This window comes from Pseudomonas paeninsulae, from assembly GCF_035621475.1.
In the GTDB taxonomy this organism is placed as follows: domain Bacteria; phylum Pseudomonadota; class Gammaproteobacteria; order Pseudomonadales; family Pseudomonadaceae; genus Aquipseudomonas; species Aquipseudomonas paeninsulae.
The window spans coordinates 2,171,990-2,190,171 of the sequence record NZ_CP141799.1; the positions used below are offsets into that span (position 1 = coordinate 2,171,990).

The following is an 18,182-nucleotide window of genomic DNA, read 5'->3' on the forward strand; positions in this document are numbered from 1 at the left end:
CGGCTATTGCGTCTACCAGGGCGAAGAACTTTTTCGCCCAAGGAGATGCGTCATGTCGAGGATTCGTGCGTTAGGCCCGCAACCACTACTGCAGGGATTTGCCGGTAGTCTGCTGCTGACCCTGGCCGCCTGCAATGCCACTCAACCGGAGCCGCCGCAGGCTCCTGTTGCTGATCGGCAACAGGTAGTTCCGGCCGTTGAGCAATCTCAGGCGCCGCTGCTGGCGAAAAAAGCCGAGTTGCGACGTCATGTCGTCGGCGCTTCGCTGCCGGAAGCGGTGCGGCCCGGTACTCCTATGGCGGACTCTCTGCCGTCGACGTACCGCGAGCAATATCGCGAGCAGTACCAGGCGCTCGCCGACAATCCGGTGCAGGCCGTGGCCGAAACGCCGGTGTCGACCTTCAGTATCGATGTCGATACCGGCAGCTATGCCAACGTCCGCCGCTTCCTCAATCAGGGCCAGTTGCCGCCGGCCGATGCGGTGCGCTTGGAGGAGCTGGTCAATTACTTCCCCTATGCCTATCCGCTACCGACCGGCGCTACGCCCTTTGGCGTCGGCACCGAGTTGGCGGTGACGCCGTGGAACCCGCAGAGCCGTCTGTTGCGCATTGCGATCAAGGCGTCGGATATGCAGGTTGCCCAGCTGCCGCCGGCCAATCTGGTGTTTCTGGTGGACGTTTCGGGGTCGATGGACAGACGTGAAGGCTTGCCCCTGGTGCAGAGCACCTTGAAGCTGCTGGTCGAGCAATTGCGCGCCAAGGACAAGGTTTCCCTGGTGGTCTATGCCGGTTCCTCCAGCGTGGTGCTGGAGCCGACCGCAGGCAGCGACAAAGCCAGGATTCGCGCGGCCATCGATCAGCTGCGAGCCGGTGGCTCGACCGCTGGCGAGTCGGGCATCCAGTTGGCTTACCAGCAGGCGCAGCAGGGTTTTATCGAAGGCGGTATCAACCGCATCCTGCTGGCCACCGATGGCGACTTCAATGTCGGTATCAGCGACTTCGATACGCTCAAACAGCTGGCGGCCGACAAGCGCAAGAGCGGGATTTCCCTGACCACCCTGGGCTTCGGCACGAATAACTACAACGAGCGTCTGATGGAGCAGCTGGCCGACGCGGGCGATGGCAACTACGCCTATATCGACAACCTGCGCGAGGCGCGCAAGGTGCTGGTCGATCAACTCAGCTCGACCCTGGCGGTGGTGGCCAAGGATGTGAAGATTCAGGTCGAGTTCAACCCGGCCCAGGTCAGCGAGTACCGCTTGCTCGGCTATGAAAACCGCGCGCTGCAGCGTGAAGACTTCAGCAACGACAAGGTCGATGCCGGCGAGATCGGTGCCGGCCATACGGTGACCGCGCTCTATGAAATAGTCCCGGCCGGCAATCAGGGCTGGCTGGAGCCGCTGCGCTATCAGCCGGCGGAAAAGGCTGCGGGCAACCAGGGCGAGCTGGCGCTGCTGCGCATCCGCTACAAGGCGCCGCTACAGAGCAGCAGTCGTCTGCTGGAAATCCCCATCGAGGCGCAACGCAACGTCCCGACGATTGCCCAGGCGAGCGAGGACTTGCGCTTCGCCGCCGCCGTCGCCGCCTTTGCCCAGCAACTCAAAGGCGCGCAGTACACGGGTGAGTTCGATCTGGCCGCCAGCGCCGAGTTGGCGCGCAGCGGCAAAGGCGAGGATCGCTACGGCCTGCGCGGCGAGTTCGTACAGCTGGTCGAATTGGCGCAAAGCCTGCAAACTTCGTCTTCACTTCCCGCGCCCAGTGCTGCCAAGGTCGATTAAGCGTGACTGCCAACCCTGTTGCCCGACTGCCTGACGAAGAGGACGCCGCCTTGTTGCGGCGTTATCGCCAGGGCGATGCCGAGGCCTTTGCGCTGCTCTATCAGCGCCATCGCCTCGGCCTGTTTCGTTTTCTCTGTGGCCTGTGTGGCGACCCGACGCTGGCCGAGGAGGTGTTTCAGGACACCTGGATGAGCCTGATCCGCAGCCAGTCGCTGCAGCGCGAAGCGGTATTGTTCAAGACCTGGCTGTACCAGATCGCGCGCAATCGGCTGATCGATCACTGGCGCAAGTCGGGGCGCCAGCAGGCAAAGCATGAGGCGTTCGACGAGCAGCTGCATGACCAGCCGTGCAGCGAGAGTGATCCTGAGCAGCAGCTCAGCCTGAGTCGCGATCAGCAGCGCTTGCAGGCTGCGCTGGATGATCTACCGGCCGAGCAACGGGAGGTCTTCCTACTGCGCGCCCACGGCGATCTGGAGTTGCACGAGATCGCCGAGCTGACCCGCACGCCGGCGGAAACGGTGAAAAGCCGCTTGCGCTATGCGTTGCAGAAATTACGTCGGTTGCTGGCTGACCCGGCCACCGAGGAGTTACCCGTATGAAGCGCGATCAACACGAGCCACAAGACGTGGCGCATGAGCGGGTCTTGCTCGAACACTTTCGCGCCCAGAGTCAGGCCGAACCCAGTGCCGGGCTGGATGCGCGGATCCTGGCCGCGGCCCGTACCGCGCAGCCCTCAGTTAAACCGAGCTGGAGTCTGCGCCTGCATAGCTGGCTGTTCGGTCATGGTGGTCGGCAGCGCTGGTCGCTGACGGTGGCCGGTTTGGCCTGCGTCGGCATCGGCATCAGCCTGACTTGGCGCACGTTGGAACAAGCGCCCGATAACTTTGCTGCGCCAATGCCGCGTGGCGTAATGGCCCCAGCCACGCCCATGGCCGATGTCGACGCGCCGCATGCTCTGCTGCGCGAGCAAGCGGCGGCGCCAGCCATGCAGCGTTACGCCGAGCCGCGGCAAAAGGCCGAGAAGAAGCAGTCAATGTCAGTCCTGATGGAGGGCGCGGGCACGCCAGTACCAGGCGAGGTCGAAGCCTTGGCTGATGCCCCGGTGCCGAGTGCAGAGCTGCCGGCCGCCGTGGGTTCTATACCGCCGGCCAGCATGGCGGCGAAGCAGGGTGCGGAAAAAGTGCTCATGCAGCTGCTCGAACTGCGCCGCGCAGGCAAGGCTCAGGAGGCGCAGCGCTTGCAACAACGCCTGCAGCTGGATTATCCGCAGATGGATATCGAGGCGCAGCTCGAACGACTCGAGAGAAGCCATTAGCAGGCCAGTGCGATGATGGGCAGGTTTCATTGGTCGCAAGTTGAGTAAAACCCATGTAAGCACTGCACGGCAGGCTTGCTAGATGTCAGGGGAGAGGAGAGCATGGTGCTCCCCCTCTTACTGTGATTGTGCTTGTTGATGATCAACTTCCGGTTTTTGCTTTTGCTTCTAGCTCTACTAGCGTTGAGTGCGTGTGACAAAGAAAAATCAACGACCGCTGTGCCGGGCGAGCCTGCCAAGCCTGCCGTGCCACTGCCGGCTGCGGATGTAGCGTCCACTCCTGCTTCCAGACCGGTCACCAAACCTGTCGTCAAGCAAGTAGTCGAGCCTGCTCGGCCCAGCCCGAAGCCTGCCGTGGTCAAAAAGCCGGTGGCCAGCGACAGTGTTGTTGTCCCTCCGCTCCGGGCGGAACTGGACTTGAGCCTGCCGGCGGATCTGTTTGAAGAGTTGCAGTCGCTCGTTGCCCCTGATGAACTGCCGTCGCCAGCCTTGTTGCCGCCGCTATTTCGGGCAGATCAGGCAGCAGAAAGCCCCTTTCAGCTCAATGGAAAGCTGATCACCAGCGAGCGAAGTAATGACTATTGGGATTCGCTAGAAGGCGCCGAACTGCAGTTCAAGTTCAAGCGATAGATAGTCAGAATGAAGTGGCAGCATTGGTGCTGCACGCTAGTCAGTTCCAATTGTTTCGCTCTGGCTGAGGCGCAAGCGCGGTAAGCCAATTGGCAGATGCAATCGCTTCGATGAGTTACCCATGGGCAATCCTCCGGCCCAAGGTTACAAAAAATGCCGCTTACTTGATTCAAGTGAGCGGCATTGTGCTGTGCGGTGAGGTTGGGCGGTACAGGCTATTTCAGTCGACGTGGTAGTTGAGCACGCTGTTTTGTTCTTTCAGGGCCTTGCGCATTTCTGCTGGAATATTGCCGGAGCGAACAGCGAGTTCCAGGCGAATTTCTTCGAGGCTTTGCGCAAAGGCCTGCGCGTCGTCCCGCTGGGCGGAGCTGAGGACTCGGCTGTAGGCGGTGACATCGGCGGCGTCGATGAGGGAAAGGACAATGCCGCCGTCTGGGCGGCGCGGGCTGAAAGTGACGCGTAAAGGAGCAAACAACTGTTCGACGAATTGGCGATTGATGCTATCCATGACCGTTCTCCATCCTGAGGCTAGTCACTTAAGACCTCTGTAGCGTTGTGAAGTTCGGTCAGGCCAGTAGCGATTGGCGCGCGCGCTCGATTACTTGCGGCAAGGACTCGCTGCTGTACTGCTCGGGGTACAGGCGCTGGGTATGCTGGGCAATACCGGCCTGATTAACGATAGTGAAGCTGAAGTTACCCTTGCGGCTGGCAAGAATGCGGCAATCGAATGGCGCAAAGGCGTCGGATAGGGTGCGAATGGCATCCTGAATTTGGTGTTGAGTATTCATTTTTTGGGTGTTTCCTAAAACAACGGGCGCGTCATTGCGCTAAATAATGCTCCAGGCTTTCGACTTTTCTGGGTCGACGGCATGAATCTGATCGGAGCGGGACTGCGCACATAAGTTCAGTATTAGCCTGGTTCTTATGTGGGTCGGCACTTCGGAGGCAGGCTGAGTCAGTGCTTGCGCAAGACGGCCTGATCAGTCAGCAGGTTGGGTCTGGTAAGGAACTGTGCGGCATAGCTTGATAGAGCGTATGCGTTCTTTACCTGGAATCCAGCGAGGGGGCCAAAAGGCCTGTATGACTTACAGCGTGGTACTAACGGGCCGGAGAGTAACTGTTTGATTAAGTTTTAGCCAGTTTAATTTGTACAGGGCGCGGATAATGCTAGGTAGGAGCCCGCAGGCTGGGGTCGGGCATTCCTGTGATTCGCTAGCAGTCGCCCAATACATGGGTTCAGTCGATGCAGTGAGTATTGCCGGCAGGGCCGAGCTGCACATCGGATGCAATTTAGTCCATGCTCCGTTACGATTAGCCCACTTTTGCTTTCATCTCGCGACGGTTTTAGATGAGTTATCAGGTTCTTGCACGAAAGTGGCGTCCGCGCTCGTTTCGCGAAATGGTCGGCCAGGCCCATGTGCTCAAGGCGCTGATCAACGCCCTCGACAGTCAACGCCTGCATCACGCCTACCTGTTTACAGGTACCCGTGGCGTGGGCAAGACCACAATTGCGCGGATTATCGCCAAGTGCCTGAACTGCGAAACCGGGATCAGTTCAACGCCTTGCGGTGTCTGCTCTATCTGCAAGGAGATCGACGAAGGGCGTTTCATCGACCTGATCGAGGTCGATGCTGCCAGTCGTACCAAGGTCGAAGACACTCGCGAGCTGCTGGATAACGTGCAGTATTCGCCGAGCCGTGGGCGTTTCAAGGTCTACCTGATCGACGAAGTGCACATGCTGTCTTCGCACTCGTTCAACGCCTTGCTCAAGACCCTGGAAGAGCCGCCGCCGCACGTCAAATTCCTGCTGGCAACCACTGACCCGCAGAAACTGCCGATGACCATTTTGTCGCGCTGCTTGCAGTTCTCTCTGAAGAACATGCCGCCGGAGCGGGTGGTGGAGCACCTGACCCATGTATTGGGTGCGGAAAATATTCCGTTTGAAGATGATGCACTCTGGCTGCTCGGCCGAGCGGCCGATGGTTCGATGCGCGACGCGATGAGCCTGACTGACCAGGCGATTGCCTTCGGTGAAGGTAAGGTGCTGGCGGCAGACGTGCGCGCGATGCTCGGCACTCTCGATCATGGTCAGGTGTATGGCGTGCTGCATGCTTTGCTCGAGGGTGATGCGCGGGGTCTGATCGATGCCGTGCGCCATTTAGCCGAGCAGGGCCCTGACTGGAGTGGGGTGCTGGCGGAGATTCTCAATGTCCTGCATCGCGTGGCGATCGCTCAGGCGCTGCCGGATGCGGTCGACAACGGCCAGGGTGACCGTGATCGAGTGCTGGCATTGGCCGAAGTATTGCCAGCCGAAGATGTGCAGTTTTATTACCAGATGGGCCTGATCGGTCGGCGCGACCTGCCGTTGGCACCGGATCCGCGCAGCGGCTTCGAGATGGTGCTGTTGCGCATGTTGGCGTTTCGGCCCGCCGATACCGGCGAAGGGCCGAGGGTGGCACTAAAGCCGCTAGGGATTAGCCAGGCCACAGCTGATCCCCGTCCCAACCCAGTGGCCGGCACGGCTGTGGTTGTGTCGGCTGTGACCGCTGCCGTTGTCGAGGCTGAAGCTGAGTCAGTGGTGGTTGCGGCTGTTGTGCCTGAGCCGTCGTCTGCGCAGGTCGAGTTTCAGGCATCGGCGCCGGTCGAGCCGGGTCCTGCGCTTGCAGCGTCCCCAATTGTCGCCGCGCCGCCGCCTGCTGCGCCGCCAGCGGTGATTGCTGGAGTGACAAATTTACCCTGGGAAGAGCAGGCCGCTGCGGTTGAGGGCTGCGCGCCAGTGGCTGAGCCGATATCTGCGCCGCCGCCAACCGAGGCGCCGGAAGTACTGCCCGTCAGCATTGCGCCGCCGGTCGAGGCCGATAGTGACAGCGATGATGAGCCGCCGCTGGGCGATTATGATTATGTGGAGATGGATGCGCAGTCATTCGACTACGATTTCGATGCGGTTGATTCCGTTGCGTCCGTCGAGCCGGAGCCGCAACTCGCGACGAAGCCGGCGACCGGCCTGGCTGCCGACTGGTTGGAGCTGTTTCCCAAGCTTGGCCTGTCTGGGATGACCGGCAGTATCGGCGCCAACTGCACGCTGATGGCGGTTGAGGGTGATAGTTGGTTGTTGCATCTCGATCCTGGACACAGTGCGCTGTTCAACGCGACCCAGCAGCGTCGTTTGAATGATGCTCTGAATCAGTATCATGGGCGCGAGTTAAACCTGCAGATCGAGTTGTGCGCGCCCGAGCAGGAAACTCCGGCGCAGGCAGCGGCACGCAAGCGCGCCAATCGCCAGCGCGAGGCAGAAGAGTCGATCCATAGTGATCCACTGGTGCAACAAATGATTCAGCAGTTCGCCGCAGTTATCCGCGTGGACAGTATCGAACCCGTAGATGTTCAAGTTAACTCCCTGATTACCGAGGACTAGCACCATGATGAAAGGTGGAATGGCCGGCCTGATGAAGCAGGCCCAGCAGATGCAAGAAAAAATGCAGAAGATGCAGGAAGAATTGGCTAACGCCGAAGTGACCGGTCAGTCCGGTGCCGGCCTGGTCAGCGTGGTGATGACTGGTCGGCATGATGTCAAGCGCGTGAGCCTGGACGACAGCCTGATGCAGGAAGACAAGGAAATCCTCGAGGATCTGATCGCGGCGGCAGTGAACGATGCAGTGCGCAAGGTCGAGCAGAACAGTCAGGGTAAGATGTCTGGTATGACCGACGGGATGCAACTGCCCCCCGGCTTCAAAATGCCTTTCTGATTGATCCCGTGCCGTCCAGTCGACGCGCTGGGCGGCGTTGTCGGCGGGCTTGGAGTCCTCGCGTGCATGAGCATACTGCGCTTCCTCGTCCGCCGGCGCTTTGTTCTGCGCGCCGTCTGACCGCCCTGCGGTTGCGGTGCTCCCGAACTTAACGGCTATCTCGAATTCTGCCGTCATTGAGTACCCCCATGAGCTTCAGCCCGCTGATTCGCCAATTGATCGATTCCTTGCGCATCCTGCCAGGGGTGGGGCAGAAGACTGCCCAGCGCATGGCCTTACAGATGCTCGAGCACGATCGCCCTGGCGCAATGCGCTTGGCTCAGGCGCTGACCCGGGCGATGGAGGGTGTTGGTCACTGCACGCAGTGTCGCAGCCTGAGCGAGGATGAGGTTTGCCAGTTGTGCCTTGACCCGCGTCGCGACGACAGCTTGCTGTGCGTGGTGGAAGGGCCGATGGATGTCTACGCAGTGGAGCAGACCGGCTTTCGTGGGCGTTACTTCGTGCTCAAGGGGCATCTTTCCCCGCTCGACGGCCTGGGGCCAGAGGCCATTGGAATTCCTGATCTGCTGGCACGTATTGCCCAGGGCGGTTTTGCCGAAGTCATCCTCGCTACGAACCCTACCGTAGAAGGCGAAGCGACGGCGCATTACATTGCCCAGTTGTTGGCTAACAAGGGGCTGATTGCCTCGCGTATCGCCCATGGCATGCCACTCGGTGGTGAGTTGGAGTTGGTCGATGGCGGAACCTTGGCTCATTCGATTGCCGGGCGGCGACCGATTCAGTTGTAAGGCTGTATCTACGGTTAGCCTTCCCCAGCAACGCACTTGCTGTTGTATGAATCCTTGAGCGTAACCTCTCTCTTTGGAATCAGAGTCAACATGCAAGGAGCGGCTTCAGTCGCGAAGCTTTTGCTGTGTATCGAAGTGCTCGCGGCTGAATGACTGGGTATCCCCGACGTTCCACACAGTTTGCTGCGCGGCGCGCTTCGGGCAAGGTCCTGCGGGTAATTGCGGCAGGGTTTTGACCCTTGTGCGCCCTTCAAGTCTCGTGGGGTGGGCTTCAGTCCGCCGAGACTGCATGTGGTGGGTGGAGCCCATCTCCACTGTGACAATCTCTGCGTTGTGCTGGGCGCGGCGTTATCGTCCTTGCAGATGGCGTAATTCACATCTTGTAAACCAAGCAAGCGCTCGGTATGGTCGCGGAAACCTCTGCGGAGCTGCGCCATGTCTGTCTTTCAGGATTACTTTGATGCATCCCAGCAACTGGTGCGCGACTCAGTGCGGCGCTTTGTCGAGCGGGAAATCCTTCCGCATGTCGATGAGTGGGAGGAGGCCGAAGAGTTTCCGCGTGAGCTGTACCTGAAGGCTGGTGCCGCCGGGATTCTTGGTATCGGATATCCGGAGCAGTTTGGTGGCAGCCACGAGGGTGATATCTTCGCCAAGGTCGCCGCCAGTGAAGAGTTGATGCGCTCTGGTTCCGGTGGTCTGGTCGCTGGTCTTGGTTCGCTGGATATCGGTCTGCCGCCGGTGGTCAAGTGGGGCGCGCCGGCGCTGCGTGAACGCATAGTGCCGCAGGTGCTCGCAGGAGAGAAGATTATGGCTTTGGCGGTCACCGAGCCCTCCGGTGGCTCTGACGTGGCCAATCTGAAGACTCGCGCGCTACGTGACGGTGATTGCTATCGGGTGACTGGCAGCAAGACCTTTATCACCAGTGGCATTCGTGCCGACTACTACACCGTGGCGGTACGGACTGGTGGAGACGGTTTCGGTGGTATCAGCCTGTTGCTGATCGAGAAGGGCACGCCCGGTTTCACTGTCGGTCGCAAGTTGAAGAAGATGGGTTGGTGGGCATCGGATACCGCCGAGTTGTTCTTCGACGATTGCCAGGTGCCAGTGTCGAACCTGATTGGTGCCGAGAACACGGGCTTTGCCTGCATCATGGCCAACTTCCAGAGCGAACGATTGTCGCTGGCGATCATGGCCAATATGACGGCGCAGCTGGCCTTCGAGGAAGCGATGGAGTGGGCGAAGCAGCGTGAGGCGTTCGGCAAGCCAATCGGCAAGTTTCAGGTGCTCAAGCACCGTCTGGCGGAGATGGCTACCCAGTTAGAGGTTTCCCGTGAGTTCACCTACCGCCAGGCGGCGAAGATGGCAGCGGGCAAGAGTGTGATAAAGGAAATCTCCATGGCGAAGAACTTCGCCACCGACATTGCCGACCGGCTGACCTACGATGCGGTGCAGATAATGGGTGGGATGGGGTATATGAGGGGCGGCCTGGTAGAGCGCCTGTACCGCGATAATCGGATTCTGTCGATTGGCGGCGGCTCGCGGGAGATCATGAACGAGATCATCAGCAAGCAGATGGGTTTGTAGGGCGGGATTTAGCGCTACAGTGACGCGAAAGCCTCACGGCGCTTTTCGCGTATCGTCCTCAAGTGTCCTTTCGCGCAGGTGCGTGGAGGTTATCAAGGTCGGGGTTGTTGCCGTTCAGCAAGCATAAAAAAACGAGCCCCGCTTGTGCGGGGCTCGTCTTGAATAGGACAGGGAGCTTAAGCTACCTGAACCTCTTCAGCTTGCATACCTTTCTGACCGCGAGCGGCCACATAGGTAACGGTTTGGCCTTCTTTCAGGCTCTTGAAACCGTCGCTTTGGATAGCTTTGAAATGAACGAACAGATCATCGCCGCCGTTAGTCGGGGTAATGAAGCCGAAGCCCTTCTCATCGTTGAACCATTTGACGGTGCCAGTTTCGCGGTTTGCCATGATGTATCTCTTATGAATCGATGCGGATTGCAGTACTAGAAATACCGCAGGAGGGTGATGAACGCAATGATTTTTCGGTATTCAGTGGCTTTGAGTGGAAATTAATTCTCTCCGATTGTGCTGTAAATTTCAGCTTAAGTCGGTGATGTTTGTTATTTTTAACGCTGTTTTCCGGTTTTTTGCCTGTATATCGGCGAAGTTGTCTGTCGCGTGGTCGGTCATTCCGTCTCGGTCGTGCCAAGGCACCGAGTGGCGGTACTCCTAAACCCAGGAGTAGCTCCTAGCTGCATTATCCGATGAGGCCGGGGCGGTTTCTTGATCTATATGTGCTGCTCATCCTGGGCTCTCAGGCCAGTCAATGGTTCGTGCAAGGCTGGGTAAGCGTTAGCCAATATCGGCCACAGCTCGTCAGACTATCTTCTGCTTTCAATTGCTTGCCGTTCACTTAAGTTAAGTGAGTTGCATTTTTGTAACCCGCCGGAGATCGAAGCGCGCGAGCGCGGTGTGCTCACGGTGGCGCGGCCATTTACCCATTTCACATCTACTGGCGTGGCGTGGGCCGACGGTACTGAGCCGCAGATAGATGTAGTGATCTGGTGCAGTGGTTCTCGTCCGCCGCTGGGTCGCCTGGTCGCCTGGTCGCCTTGGAGGTGCTGAGTGAGCAAGGTACGGTGGATGTCGAGGGCACTCGTTCGCTCAAGCCGCCCCGGCTCTGGCTGGTCGGCATGGCGAATGGACCGGCGCGGTCGCCGCCACCTTGATTGGCGTCACGCGTACCACACGGCCTACCACCGCAGAAATTGCCGAGGTTTTGCAGCACTGTCTGCCGTGTAACGACGACAAATTTATAGATGTGAATCAAACGAAGTTATCCCGCGCAAACCCAGCGTCTCTCGATGCAGTCTGATCAGGTAGGGCTGGGCTGGGGCGTTATGTAGAATGTTTCGTGCTGCACCGCAAGATCCTCGACCTGCCGCCGACGTAGCTGACATGGGTAACCGCCTGCAGTTCTCCTGCGAGCAGCTGTGCGATGTGTTCAGCCGCGTTTGCTTGTATGTGCTGATCGGCTATCTGTTCAATAGCTTGGCCTATCTGTTCATCTAGCCTGCAAGGTGCATCGATATGATTATCAAGATGTTCGGTAGCGGTTGTAAAAAGTGCGTCAGCCTGAGTGAGAGCGCTCGCCAGGCATTGAGCAGTCTTGGCCTTCCGGCCGAGGTGCTCAAGGTTACCGACTTCGCCGAAATCGCCGCCTACGGGGTCATGTCGACGCCCGCTCTGGCGATCGACGACGAGGTGGTGTCGGTCGGCAAGGTGCTGACGGCCGGTGAGATAGCTGCCTTTCTGCAAGCCCGCTGATGCAGACTGCCAGGTAGCTCGCATTCAACACGGGCTAGCCATCAACCAGCAGGGGAGCGTGAGCAATTGGAATTCAAGGATTACTACCAGGTTCTCAGTCTGGAGAAGAGCGCCAGCGAGGATGAAATCAAGAAGTCCTACCGCAAGCTGGCGCGTAAATACCATCCGGATGTGAGCAAGGAGGCGGATGCCGAATTGCGCATGAAGGAAGTCAACGAGGCCTATGCGGTACTGGGTGATCTGGAAAAGCGCGCGGCCTACGATCAGCTTGGCAGTCGCTACCGGGATGGTCAGGAATTCCAGCCACCACCGAACTGGGACGCCGGCTTCGAGTTTTCCGGTGCGGACTTCTCCGGCGCCGATATGGGCGAATACAGCGATTTTTTTGCCAACCTGTTTGGTCAGCCCGGGCGCGGTGGACGGGGTGGACGGGGCGGGCCACGGCCACGGCGCGGCGAGGATCACCACGCCAAGATCGTCATCGACCTGCGTGATGCCTATCAGGGGGCGCCACGCACCATCACCCTGCGTGGCGCACGGGCCGATGCCCAGGGTCGCGTGAGCATGCGGGAGCATAGCCTCAACGTGCAGATACCCAAGGGCGTCAAGGAGGGTCAGCACATCCGCCTGGCCGGTCAGGGCAGCCCGGGTATTGGCGGCAGCGCGGCGGGGGATTTGTTTCTGGAGGTGCATTTCAAGGAGGATCCGCACTACCGCGTGGATGGTCGCGATGTCTACGAGACCCTGCCGGTAACGCCGTGGGAGGCGGCCTTGGGCGCCAGCATCGAGGCGCCTACGCCTTCCGGCAAGGTGCAGGTGAAAATACCCGCCAATTCGCAAGCTGGCCGCAAGTTGCGCCTCAAGGGCCGCGGCATACCCGGCGAACCGGCGGGTGATCTGTATCTGCTGCTGGAAATCGTGCTGCCGCCTGCCGACACTGAAAAGGCGCGTCAGCTCTATGAAATGATGGCGCAGGAGATGGCCTTCAATCCGCGCCTGGCCATGGGAGTCTGAACCATGCCACACACTGAAATTGTCACCGGCGTTGTGCTGGACGAGGTCGCCCTCGACCTCGATGAACTGGCCCAGGCCTGTTCGGTCGATGCACAGTGGATCGTCGAGCGAGTCGAGGCTGGGTTGCTCTGCGAAGTAGCCCAGCCGCAGCGCTTCAGCAGTGCCGAGTTGCTCCGCGCCCGACACATGCTGGCGATCGAGCGGGATTTCGACGCCAACCCCGAACTGGCTGCCCTGGTGGTGGATTTGATCGAGGAAGTAGGGCGACTCAAGGGCCGACTCAGGGCGGCGGGCATCGATGCGTAGCGTGCGGGTCTGAGGCCCGCGCATGGCTGTAGGCCTGGCATCCTGCCGCTCTGTCTGAGTGGCCAAGGTATATGCGGCCGCCAGGTTTCGAGTTTTTCCTTCAGCCCCCCCAACCCCATGTGGAACCTGACATGTCCAAGCAAACCATGCCGCTGTTAGATACGGATACTGCCTTCCTTTCGAAGGCTGCCGCTGCGGCAGCCTTGGCCGGGGTTTCGATCGAGGCGCTGAACAGCCGCTGCTTCTGCATCAGCCTGGACCCCGAGGCGTTGCGCCGTGCTCTGGAGTCGACGCTGGGCCAGCCCGGCCTGTTCGAGCTGGTGCAGCAGCGCTGCCCTTATCTGTTCGCCGCCCATCCGGTGTTTATCGCCCCGGCCCACTTGCAGCGCATGGCCGAGGTGATCCGCGCCATCGAGTCGGTGGTGGCCCTGCCGGCTTATCGCGAGCTGGTTTTGGCCCGCTCGCCGGCCATTGCGGCGCATGATCCGGGCGGCGCCAAGGGGGTGTTCTTCGGCTACGACTTTCATGTCACCGAGGCTGGCTTCGGTCTGATCGAGATCAACAGCAATGCCGGCGGAGCGATGCTCAACGCCGTGCTGGCGCGGGCGCAACATGCCTGCTGTCCGGCTATCGAGCACATGCTGCCGCCAGCGTTGCGTGCCGAGACGCTGGAGGCCGGGATAATGACCATGTTCCAGCAGGAATGGGCCTTGGCTGGTCATGCACGGCCGCTGCGCAGTATTGCCATCGTCGACGAAGCGCCTGACCAGCAGTACCTCTATCCCGAGTTTCTACTGTTCCAGCAGTTGTTCCAGCGCCATGGCTTGCAGGCGGTGATCGCCGACCCGGCCGAGTTGAGCTTGAAGGATGGCGTGCTCTGGCATGGCGAACTGGCCATCGATCTGGTCTACAACCGCCTGACCGATTTCGCCCTCGACGCCCCAGCCAATGCGACGTTGCGTCAGGCCTATCTTGAGTACGCCAGCGTGCTGACGCCGCACCCGCAAGCCCATGCCCTGTATGCCGACAAGCGCAACCTGGCGCTGCTCTGCGATGCCGAGCAATTGCAGGCACTGGATGTGCCCCTGGCCACTCAGGAGCTGCTGCTGGCGGCCATTCCGCATACCGAGGTAGTGGACCCGGCCAATGCCGAGCGCCTGTGGCGCCAACGCAAGCAGCTATTTTTCAAACCCTGCGCCGGTTACGGTAGCCGCGCCGCCTACCGTGGCGACAAGCTGACCCAGCGCGTCTGGCAGGAGATTATCGCTGGCGACTACGTGGCCCAAGCCCTAGTGCTGCCGGGGCAGCGGGTGATGGCCAGCGATACCCCGGCGTTGAAGTTCGATCTGCGCGATTACGCCTACGACGGCGCGGTGCAGTGGGTGGCGGCGCGCTTGTACCAGGGCCAGACCACCAACTTCCGCACTCCGGGCGGCGGCTTTGCGCCGGTCTATCCGGGGCCGCAGTCAGGTTGTGCGCCGGGCTGTAACTAGTCAGCCGGCAGGGGATGGATCGGCATGCCTGGGCAGCCCCAAGGAAATCAGCGCGGCGAGCAGGACGAAGGCCGAGGAAATCCACAGGCAGGCTTGCAGGCCATAAGCCTGATAGACCCAGCCTGACAGCAGGGTGCCGAGCAGGCGGCCCAAGGCGTTGGACATGTAATAGAAGCCCACGTCCAGCGACACGCCGTCTTCCTTGGCGTAACTGACGATCAGGTAGCTGTGCAGCGAGGAGTTCACCGCGAACACCGCACCGAACACCAGCAGGCCGCCGAGCAGCACCCACTGCACCGACAAGTCGCTGTGCAAGCCCAGGGCAATGGCGGCCGGCAGGCCTGCCAGCGAGGCGGCCCAGACAAATGCGGCGCGCCCATCCGGTACCTGGCCGCGGGCCTTGCCGGTTATGGCTGGAGCGCAGGACTGAACGATGCCGTAGCCGATCACCCAGACCGCGAGAAAACCGCCGACCATCCAGAAATTCCAACCCAAAACACTGGACAGGTACACCGGCAGCGCCACCACGAACCAGACATCGCGCGCGCCGAACAAAAACAGCCGTGCGGCCGACAGGATATTGATCGCCCGGCTTTTCGAGAGGATGTCGCGGAACCTGGGTTTAGCCTTGGCCTTGCCCAGGTCCTTTTTCAGCAGCAGCAAACTGGCCAGCCAGATCAGCGCCAGCAACGCGGCCATCACTACTAGCGCACCGCGAAAATCGAGCAGGGCGAGCAGGGCGCCACCGAGGAAAAAGCCGACGCCCTTGAGCGCATTCTTCGAGCCGGTGAGCAGCGCCACCCATTTGTACAAGGTGCTTTGCTGGCTGTCCGGTACCAGCAGTTTGATCGAGCTCTTGGCGCTCATCTTATTCAGGTCTTTGGCGATACCCGACATGGCCTGAGCACCCATCACCCAGGGGATGGTCAGCCAGGGGGGCGGTACCGTGAGCATCAGCAGGGCGGCCACCTGCAAGCCCAGGCCGATATTCATGGTGCGGTTCAGGCCCAGGCGCGCGCCCAGATAACCGCCGACCAGGTTGGTGATCACGCCGAAAATTTCATAGAACAGAAACAGTGCGGCGATCTGCAGCGGCGTATAGCCGAGGCTGTGGAAATGCAGCACCACCAGCATGCGCAACGCGCCGTCGGTGAGGGTGAAGGCCCAGTAGTTACCGGTCACCAGCAGGTATTGGCGGACTTCTGGAGCGAGGCGGGACAAAGCGTGCATATTGATTCTGCAAAGGAACATGAATGTGCAGGGCGGATATGCCTCTGCGATTAGTGGGAGGGGCTTTAGCCGCGATCAGTGCGATGCCAGTCGCGGTTAAAGCGGAATGCCGCCCAGCCCCTCCCGCAAGTGAGTACTCAGTCAGCCAGCCAAACCGACCAGCCGCGCCAATTCCACGGTGCGGTTGGCGTAGGCCCACTCGTTGTCGTACCAGGCGTACAGCTTCACCTGGGTGCCGTTGATCACCATGGTCGAGAGCGCATCGATGATCGAGGAACGCGGATCGGTGCGGTAGTCGATGGACACCAGTGGGCGCTCCTCGTAACCGAGGATGTCCTTCAAGGAACCGGCCGCCGCCGTCTTGAACAGGGCATTGACCTCATCCACCGTGGTGGCGCGCTCGACTTCGAACACGCAGTCGGTCAGCGAGGCGTTGGCCAGGGGGACGCGCACGGCATGGCCGTTCAGCTTGCCGCGCAGTTCGGGGAAGATTTCCGCGATGGCCGAGGCCGAACCGGTGCTGGTGGGAATCAGGCTCATGCCGCAGGCGCGGGCGCGGCGCAGGTCCTTGTGCGGCTGGTCGAGGATGCTCTGGGTATTGGTCAGGTCGTGGATGGTGGTGATCGAGCCGTGGCGGATGCCCAGGTGCTCGTGGATCACTTTGACCACCGGCGCCAGGCAGTTGGTGGTGCAGGATGCGGCAGTGACGATGCGGTGCCGGGCCGGGTCGAACAGGTCCTGATTGACGCCCATGACGATATTCAGGGCGCCAGCTTCCTTAACCGGTGCGCTGACCACCACGCGCTTGACCCCCTGGTCCAGGTAGCCCGAAAGCACCGCGACCGTTTTCATCCTACCGCTGGCCTCGATCACCAGATCGCAGCCCGACCAGTCGGTGTCGGCGATGGCCCTGTTGGCGCTGATCTTGACCTGCTTGCCGCCGATCAGGATGCAGTCGCCCGCGCTGCTCGCCTCATGCTGCCAGCGGCCGTGTACCGAGTCGAAATTCAGCAGGTGCGCATGGGTCGCCGGGTCGCCGGCCGGGTCGTTGATCTGCACGAATTCGAACTCTGGCCAGTCCCAGGCTGCGCGCAATGCCAGGCGGCCGATGCGACCGAAACCGTTGATGCCTACTTTGATGGTCATGTGTCGATGTCCTTGTAGCAGTGATTAGGCGCTATGCGGCGCAAACATGATGATCGCCATCGCCACATATGCGTGGCTGGTAACTAAGCGTCAGCTTGCCGTCGAGTCTCTCCAGCATCGGCAGTTCGACCAATTGCTCATCCAGGTTGGGCAGGTGGTCGTCATCCATCAATTCACTCCAGTCGCGTAGCGACACGGTTTCAGCAGCAGGCGACGAGGCGCTCGGGTCGCTCGCCCATGCCGTCGAGGCGCTTGGCGTCAGGGCTGAGCCAGTGCTGGTTGGCACCCAGGGTGGCGTCCAGTACGGCGATCACCCAGCCCGGCAGGTTGGGGTGCAGGCGGTAGTACACCCATTGACCTTGCCGGCGATCCGCCAGCAACCCGCAGCTGCGCAATTGCGCCAGGTGACGGGAGACCTTGGGCTGGCTTTCGTCAAGCGCGTAAGTCAGCTCGCAGACGCAGAGTTCCTGCTCAGCCGTGATCAGCAGCATCAGGCGTATGCGGGTTTCATCGGCCAGGCACTTGAAGACGCTGGTCGGGGTCAGGTGTGCTGCCATTGCGGGTCTCAACGTTTGCTTCCACCTTGATGCACTCATCACCAGCCGTGGCAGATTTAGCGCACCGGTTGATGAGGCGCTCGCGCTCAACGACGTGTATTTCGTCGACCAATTTGTGGCCTGGTCGCGCAGGATAACAGCGCATGAACTCGGTTGGTCATCACGCGACTCACGATATGCGGTTTGGCGAATATACGTATAGCCGCATGTGCCGTAAAGCCCGGCAGGCTTCCAGGTGTTCGCCATTTTACGGTTCGCCAGCGCACGTGGCAGGTATAGTGCGAGCAGTGAACAGTTGTCCTCCTCCAATTTTGCTCAAGCCCCCCTATGCACCGACTCGACCTGAAAATTCGCCTGCACTGTGGCGCCGATATCGCCATCGGCCCGGGCAAGGCCGACTTGCTCGACGCCATCCGGCAAACCGGTTCGATCAGTGCGGCCGCGCGCAGTTTGGGCATGTCTTACCGCCGCGCCTGGCTGCTGGTGGAAACCATGAATCGCTGTTTTCAGGAGCCCCTGGTGACCACGCTGGCGGGCGGACGCCATGGCGGCGGCACCCAGTTGACCGAAATGGGCGTGCGGGTGCTGCAGCGCTACCGTGAACTCTGTGCACAGGCATTGGCCGCCGTGCAGGATGGCCTGGATGATCTTGGCACCTTGCTGGCGGATCCCACGGCTGCGACCCGCTAGCCAGAGCCCGGCAGTCGCCTACTGGCGCCAGGCTTTGCCGCTGAACTATTTTCAGTTGTATTCGGTCGGATAGAGTGCTGGCAAGCATCGAGTCTTGCTCGCTCATTCGTCTTTCACCGGCCTGTCCAGGCGGCTGGAGACTGGTTAAGCCCACGTTG

At 60.5% G+C, this 18,182-nt stretch carries 20 protein-coding genes; 13 read left to right on the plus strand and 7 right to left on the minus strand.

The annotated features are described in order from the left end of the window. The first annotated feature begins 52 nt into the window (after positions 1–52). The 4 genes from VCJ09_RS10105 to VCJ09_RS10120 all read left to right on the plus strand — a co-directional run bounded on the left by VCJ09_RS10105 (position 53) and on the right by VCJ09_RS10120 (position 3,722). Positions 53–1,777, plus strand: coding sequence for a vWA domain-containing protein (locus VCJ09_RS10105; RefSeq protein ID WP_324734196.1), 1,725 nt, complete (start codon positions 53–55; stop codon positions 1,775–1,777). Positions 1,778–1,779: 2 nt separating this feature from the next. Beyond that, complete coding sequence (locus tag VCJ09_RS10110; protein WP_324734197.1) at positions 1,780–2,376, plus strand: RNA polymerase sigma factor; 597 nt, start codon at positions 1,780–1,782, stop codon at positions 2,374–2,376. Continuing rightward, on the plus strand, positions 2,373–3,092 hold the full coding sequence (locus VCJ09_RS10115; RefSeq protein ID WP_324734198.1) for a flagellar biosynthesis protein FlhF: 720 nt from the start codon (positions 2,373–2,375) through the stop codon (positions 3,090–3,092). Before VCJ09_RS10110 ends, VCJ09_RS10115 begins: the two co-directional genes overlap by 4 nt. 132 nt (positions 3,093–3,224) lie before the next feature. Next, positions 3,225–3,722: a hypothetical protein gene (locus tag VCJ09_RS10120; protein WP_324734199.1), complete on the plus strand. Its 498-nt coding sequence runs from the start codon at positions 3,225–3,227 to the stop codon at positions 3,720–3,722. A gap of 220 nt (positions 3,723–3,942) precedes the next feature. On the opposite strand, the gene VCJ09_RS10125 is transcribed toward VCJ09_RS10120, so the two are convergent. Further along, complete coding sequence (locus VCJ09_RS10125) at positions 3,943–4,230, minus strand: DUF3509 domain-containing protein (protein ID WP_079201698.1); 288 nt, start codon at positions 4,228–4,230, stop codon at positions 3,943–3,945. 58 nt (positions 4,231–4,288) lie between these two features. After that, complete coding sequence (locus VCJ09_RS10130; protein WP_305255472.1) at positions 4,289–4,510, minus strand: hypothetical protein; 222 nt, start codon at positions 4,508–4,510, stop codon at positions 4,289–4,291. A 560-nt stretch (positions 4,511–5,070) separates the two neighbouring features. Between VCJ09_RS10130 and dnaX the strand changes: the two genes are divergently transcribed. The 4 genes from dnaX to VCJ09_RS10150 all read left to right on the plus strand — a co-directional run bounded on the left by dnaX (position 5,071) and on the right by VCJ09_RS10150 (position 9,840). Next, positions 5,071–7,137 (plus strand): DNA polymerase III subunit gamma/tau, encoded by a 2,067-nt coding sequence (dnaX, locus tag VCJ09_RS10135; protein WP_324734200.1) that lies wholly within the window; start codon positions 5,071–5,073, stop codon positions 7,135–7,137. Positions 7,138–7,141: 4 nt separating this feature from the next. Beyond that, on the plus strand, positions 7,142–7,468 hold the full coding sequence (locus VCJ09_RS10140) for a YbaB/EbfC family nucleoid-associated protein (RefSeq protein ID WP_079201701.1): 327 nt from the start codon (positions 7,142–7,144) through the stop codon (positions 7,466–7,468). 188 nt (positions 7,469–7,656) lie between these two features. Then, positions 7,657–8,256 carry a recombination mediator RecR gene (gene recR / locus VCJ09_RS10145; protein WP_324734201.1) on the plus strand — a complete coding sequence of 200 codons (600 nt, stop codon included), beginning with the start codon at positions 7,657–7,659 and terminating at the stop codon, positions 8,254–8,256. Positions 8,257–8,691: 435 nt separating this feature from the next. Beyond that, positions 8,692–9,840 carry an acyl-CoA dehydrogenase family protein gene (locus tag VCJ09_RS10150; RefSeq protein WP_324734202.1) on the plus strand — a complete coding sequence of 383 codons (1,149 nt, stop codon included), beginning with the start codon at positions 8,692–8,694 and terminating at the stop codon, positions 9,838–9,840. 176 nt (positions 9,841–10,016) lie between these two features. On the opposite strand, the gene VCJ09_RS10155 is transcribed toward VCJ09_RS10150, so the two are convergent. Beyond that, the gene (locus tag VCJ09_RS10155; protein ID WP_069516724.1) at positions 10,017–10,229 is read right to left on the minus strand and encodes a cold-shock protein; all 213 of its coding nucleotides are present in this window, start codon (positions 10,227–10,229) and stop codon (positions 10,017–10,019) included. Positions 10,230–11,351: 1,122 nt separating this feature from the next. Here VCJ09_RS10155 and VCJ09_RS10160 point away from each other — a divergent pair. The 4 genes from VCJ09_RS10160 (at position 11,352) to VCJ09_RS10175 (ending at position 14,401) form a co-directional block, all read left to right on the plus strand. Next, complete coding sequence (locus tag VCJ09_RS10160) at positions 11,352–11,588, plus strand: thioredoxin family protein (protein ID WP_324734203.1); 237 nt, start codon at positions 11,352–11,354, stop codon at positions 11,586–11,588. Between the two features lie 66 nt (positions 11,589–11,654). Then, a complete protein-coding gene (locus VCJ09_RS10165; protein WP_324734204.1) occupies positions 11,655–12,602 on the plus strand; it encodes a DnaJ C-terminal domain-containing protein in 948 nt (315 codons plus the stop codon). 3 nt (positions 12,603–12,605) lie between these two features. Then, a complete protein-coding gene (locus VCJ09_RS10170) occupies positions 12,606–12,908 on the plus strand; it encodes a chaperone modulator CbpM (protein WP_324734205.1) in 303 nt (100 codons plus the stop codon). A 131-nt stretch (positions 12,909–13,039) separates the two neighbouring features. Next, on the plus strand, positions 13,040–14,401 hold the full coding sequence (locus tag VCJ09_RS10175; RefSeq protein ID WP_324734206.1) for a hypothetical protein: 1,362 nt from the start codon (positions 13,040–13,042) through the stop codon (positions 14,399–14,401). Here the strand turns inward: VCJ09_RS10175 and arsJ are convergent, their stop codons facing one another. The 4 genes from arsJ to VCJ09_RS10195 form a co-directional block, all read right to left on the minus strand. Next, positions 14,402–15,631: an organoarsenical effux MFS transporter ArsJ gene (gene arsJ / locus VCJ09_RS10180; protein WP_324734207.1), complete on the minus strand. Its 1,230-nt coding sequence runs from the start codon at positions 15,629–15,631 to the stop codon at positions 14,402–14,404. 141 nt (positions 15,632–15,772) lie between these two features. Continuing rightward, positions 15,773–16,777, minus strand: coding sequence for an ArsJ-associated glyceraldehyde-3-phosphate dehydrogenase (locus VCJ09_RS10185; RefSeq protein ID WP_324734208.1), 1,005 nt, complete (start codon positions 16,775–16,777; stop codon positions 15,773–15,775). Positions 16,778–16,808: 31 nt separating this feature from the next. Next, entirely contained in the window at positions 16,809–16,946 is a 138-nt protein-coding gene (locus tag VCJ09_RS10190; protein ID WP_324734209.1) for a hypothetical protein, read from the minus strand. A 31-nt stretch (positions 16,947–16,977) separates the two neighbouring features. After that, positions 16,978–17,334: a metalloregulator ArsR/SmtB family transcription factor gene (locus VCJ09_RS10195; protein WP_324734210.1), complete on the minus strand. Its 357-nt coding sequence runs from the start codon at positions 17,332–17,334 to the stop codon at positions 16,978–16,980. A 327-nt stretch (positions 17,335–17,661) separates the two neighbouring features. On the opposite strand from VCJ09_RS10195, the gene VCJ09_RS10200 reads away from it, so the two are divergent. Beyond that, on the plus strand, positions 17,662–18,024 hold the full coding sequence (locus tag VCJ09_RS10200) for a winged helix-turn-helix domain-containing protein (protein WP_324734211.1): 363 nt from the start codon (positions 17,662–17,664) through the stop codon (positions 18,022–18,024). Positions 18,025–18,182 lie beyond the last annotated feature (158 nt).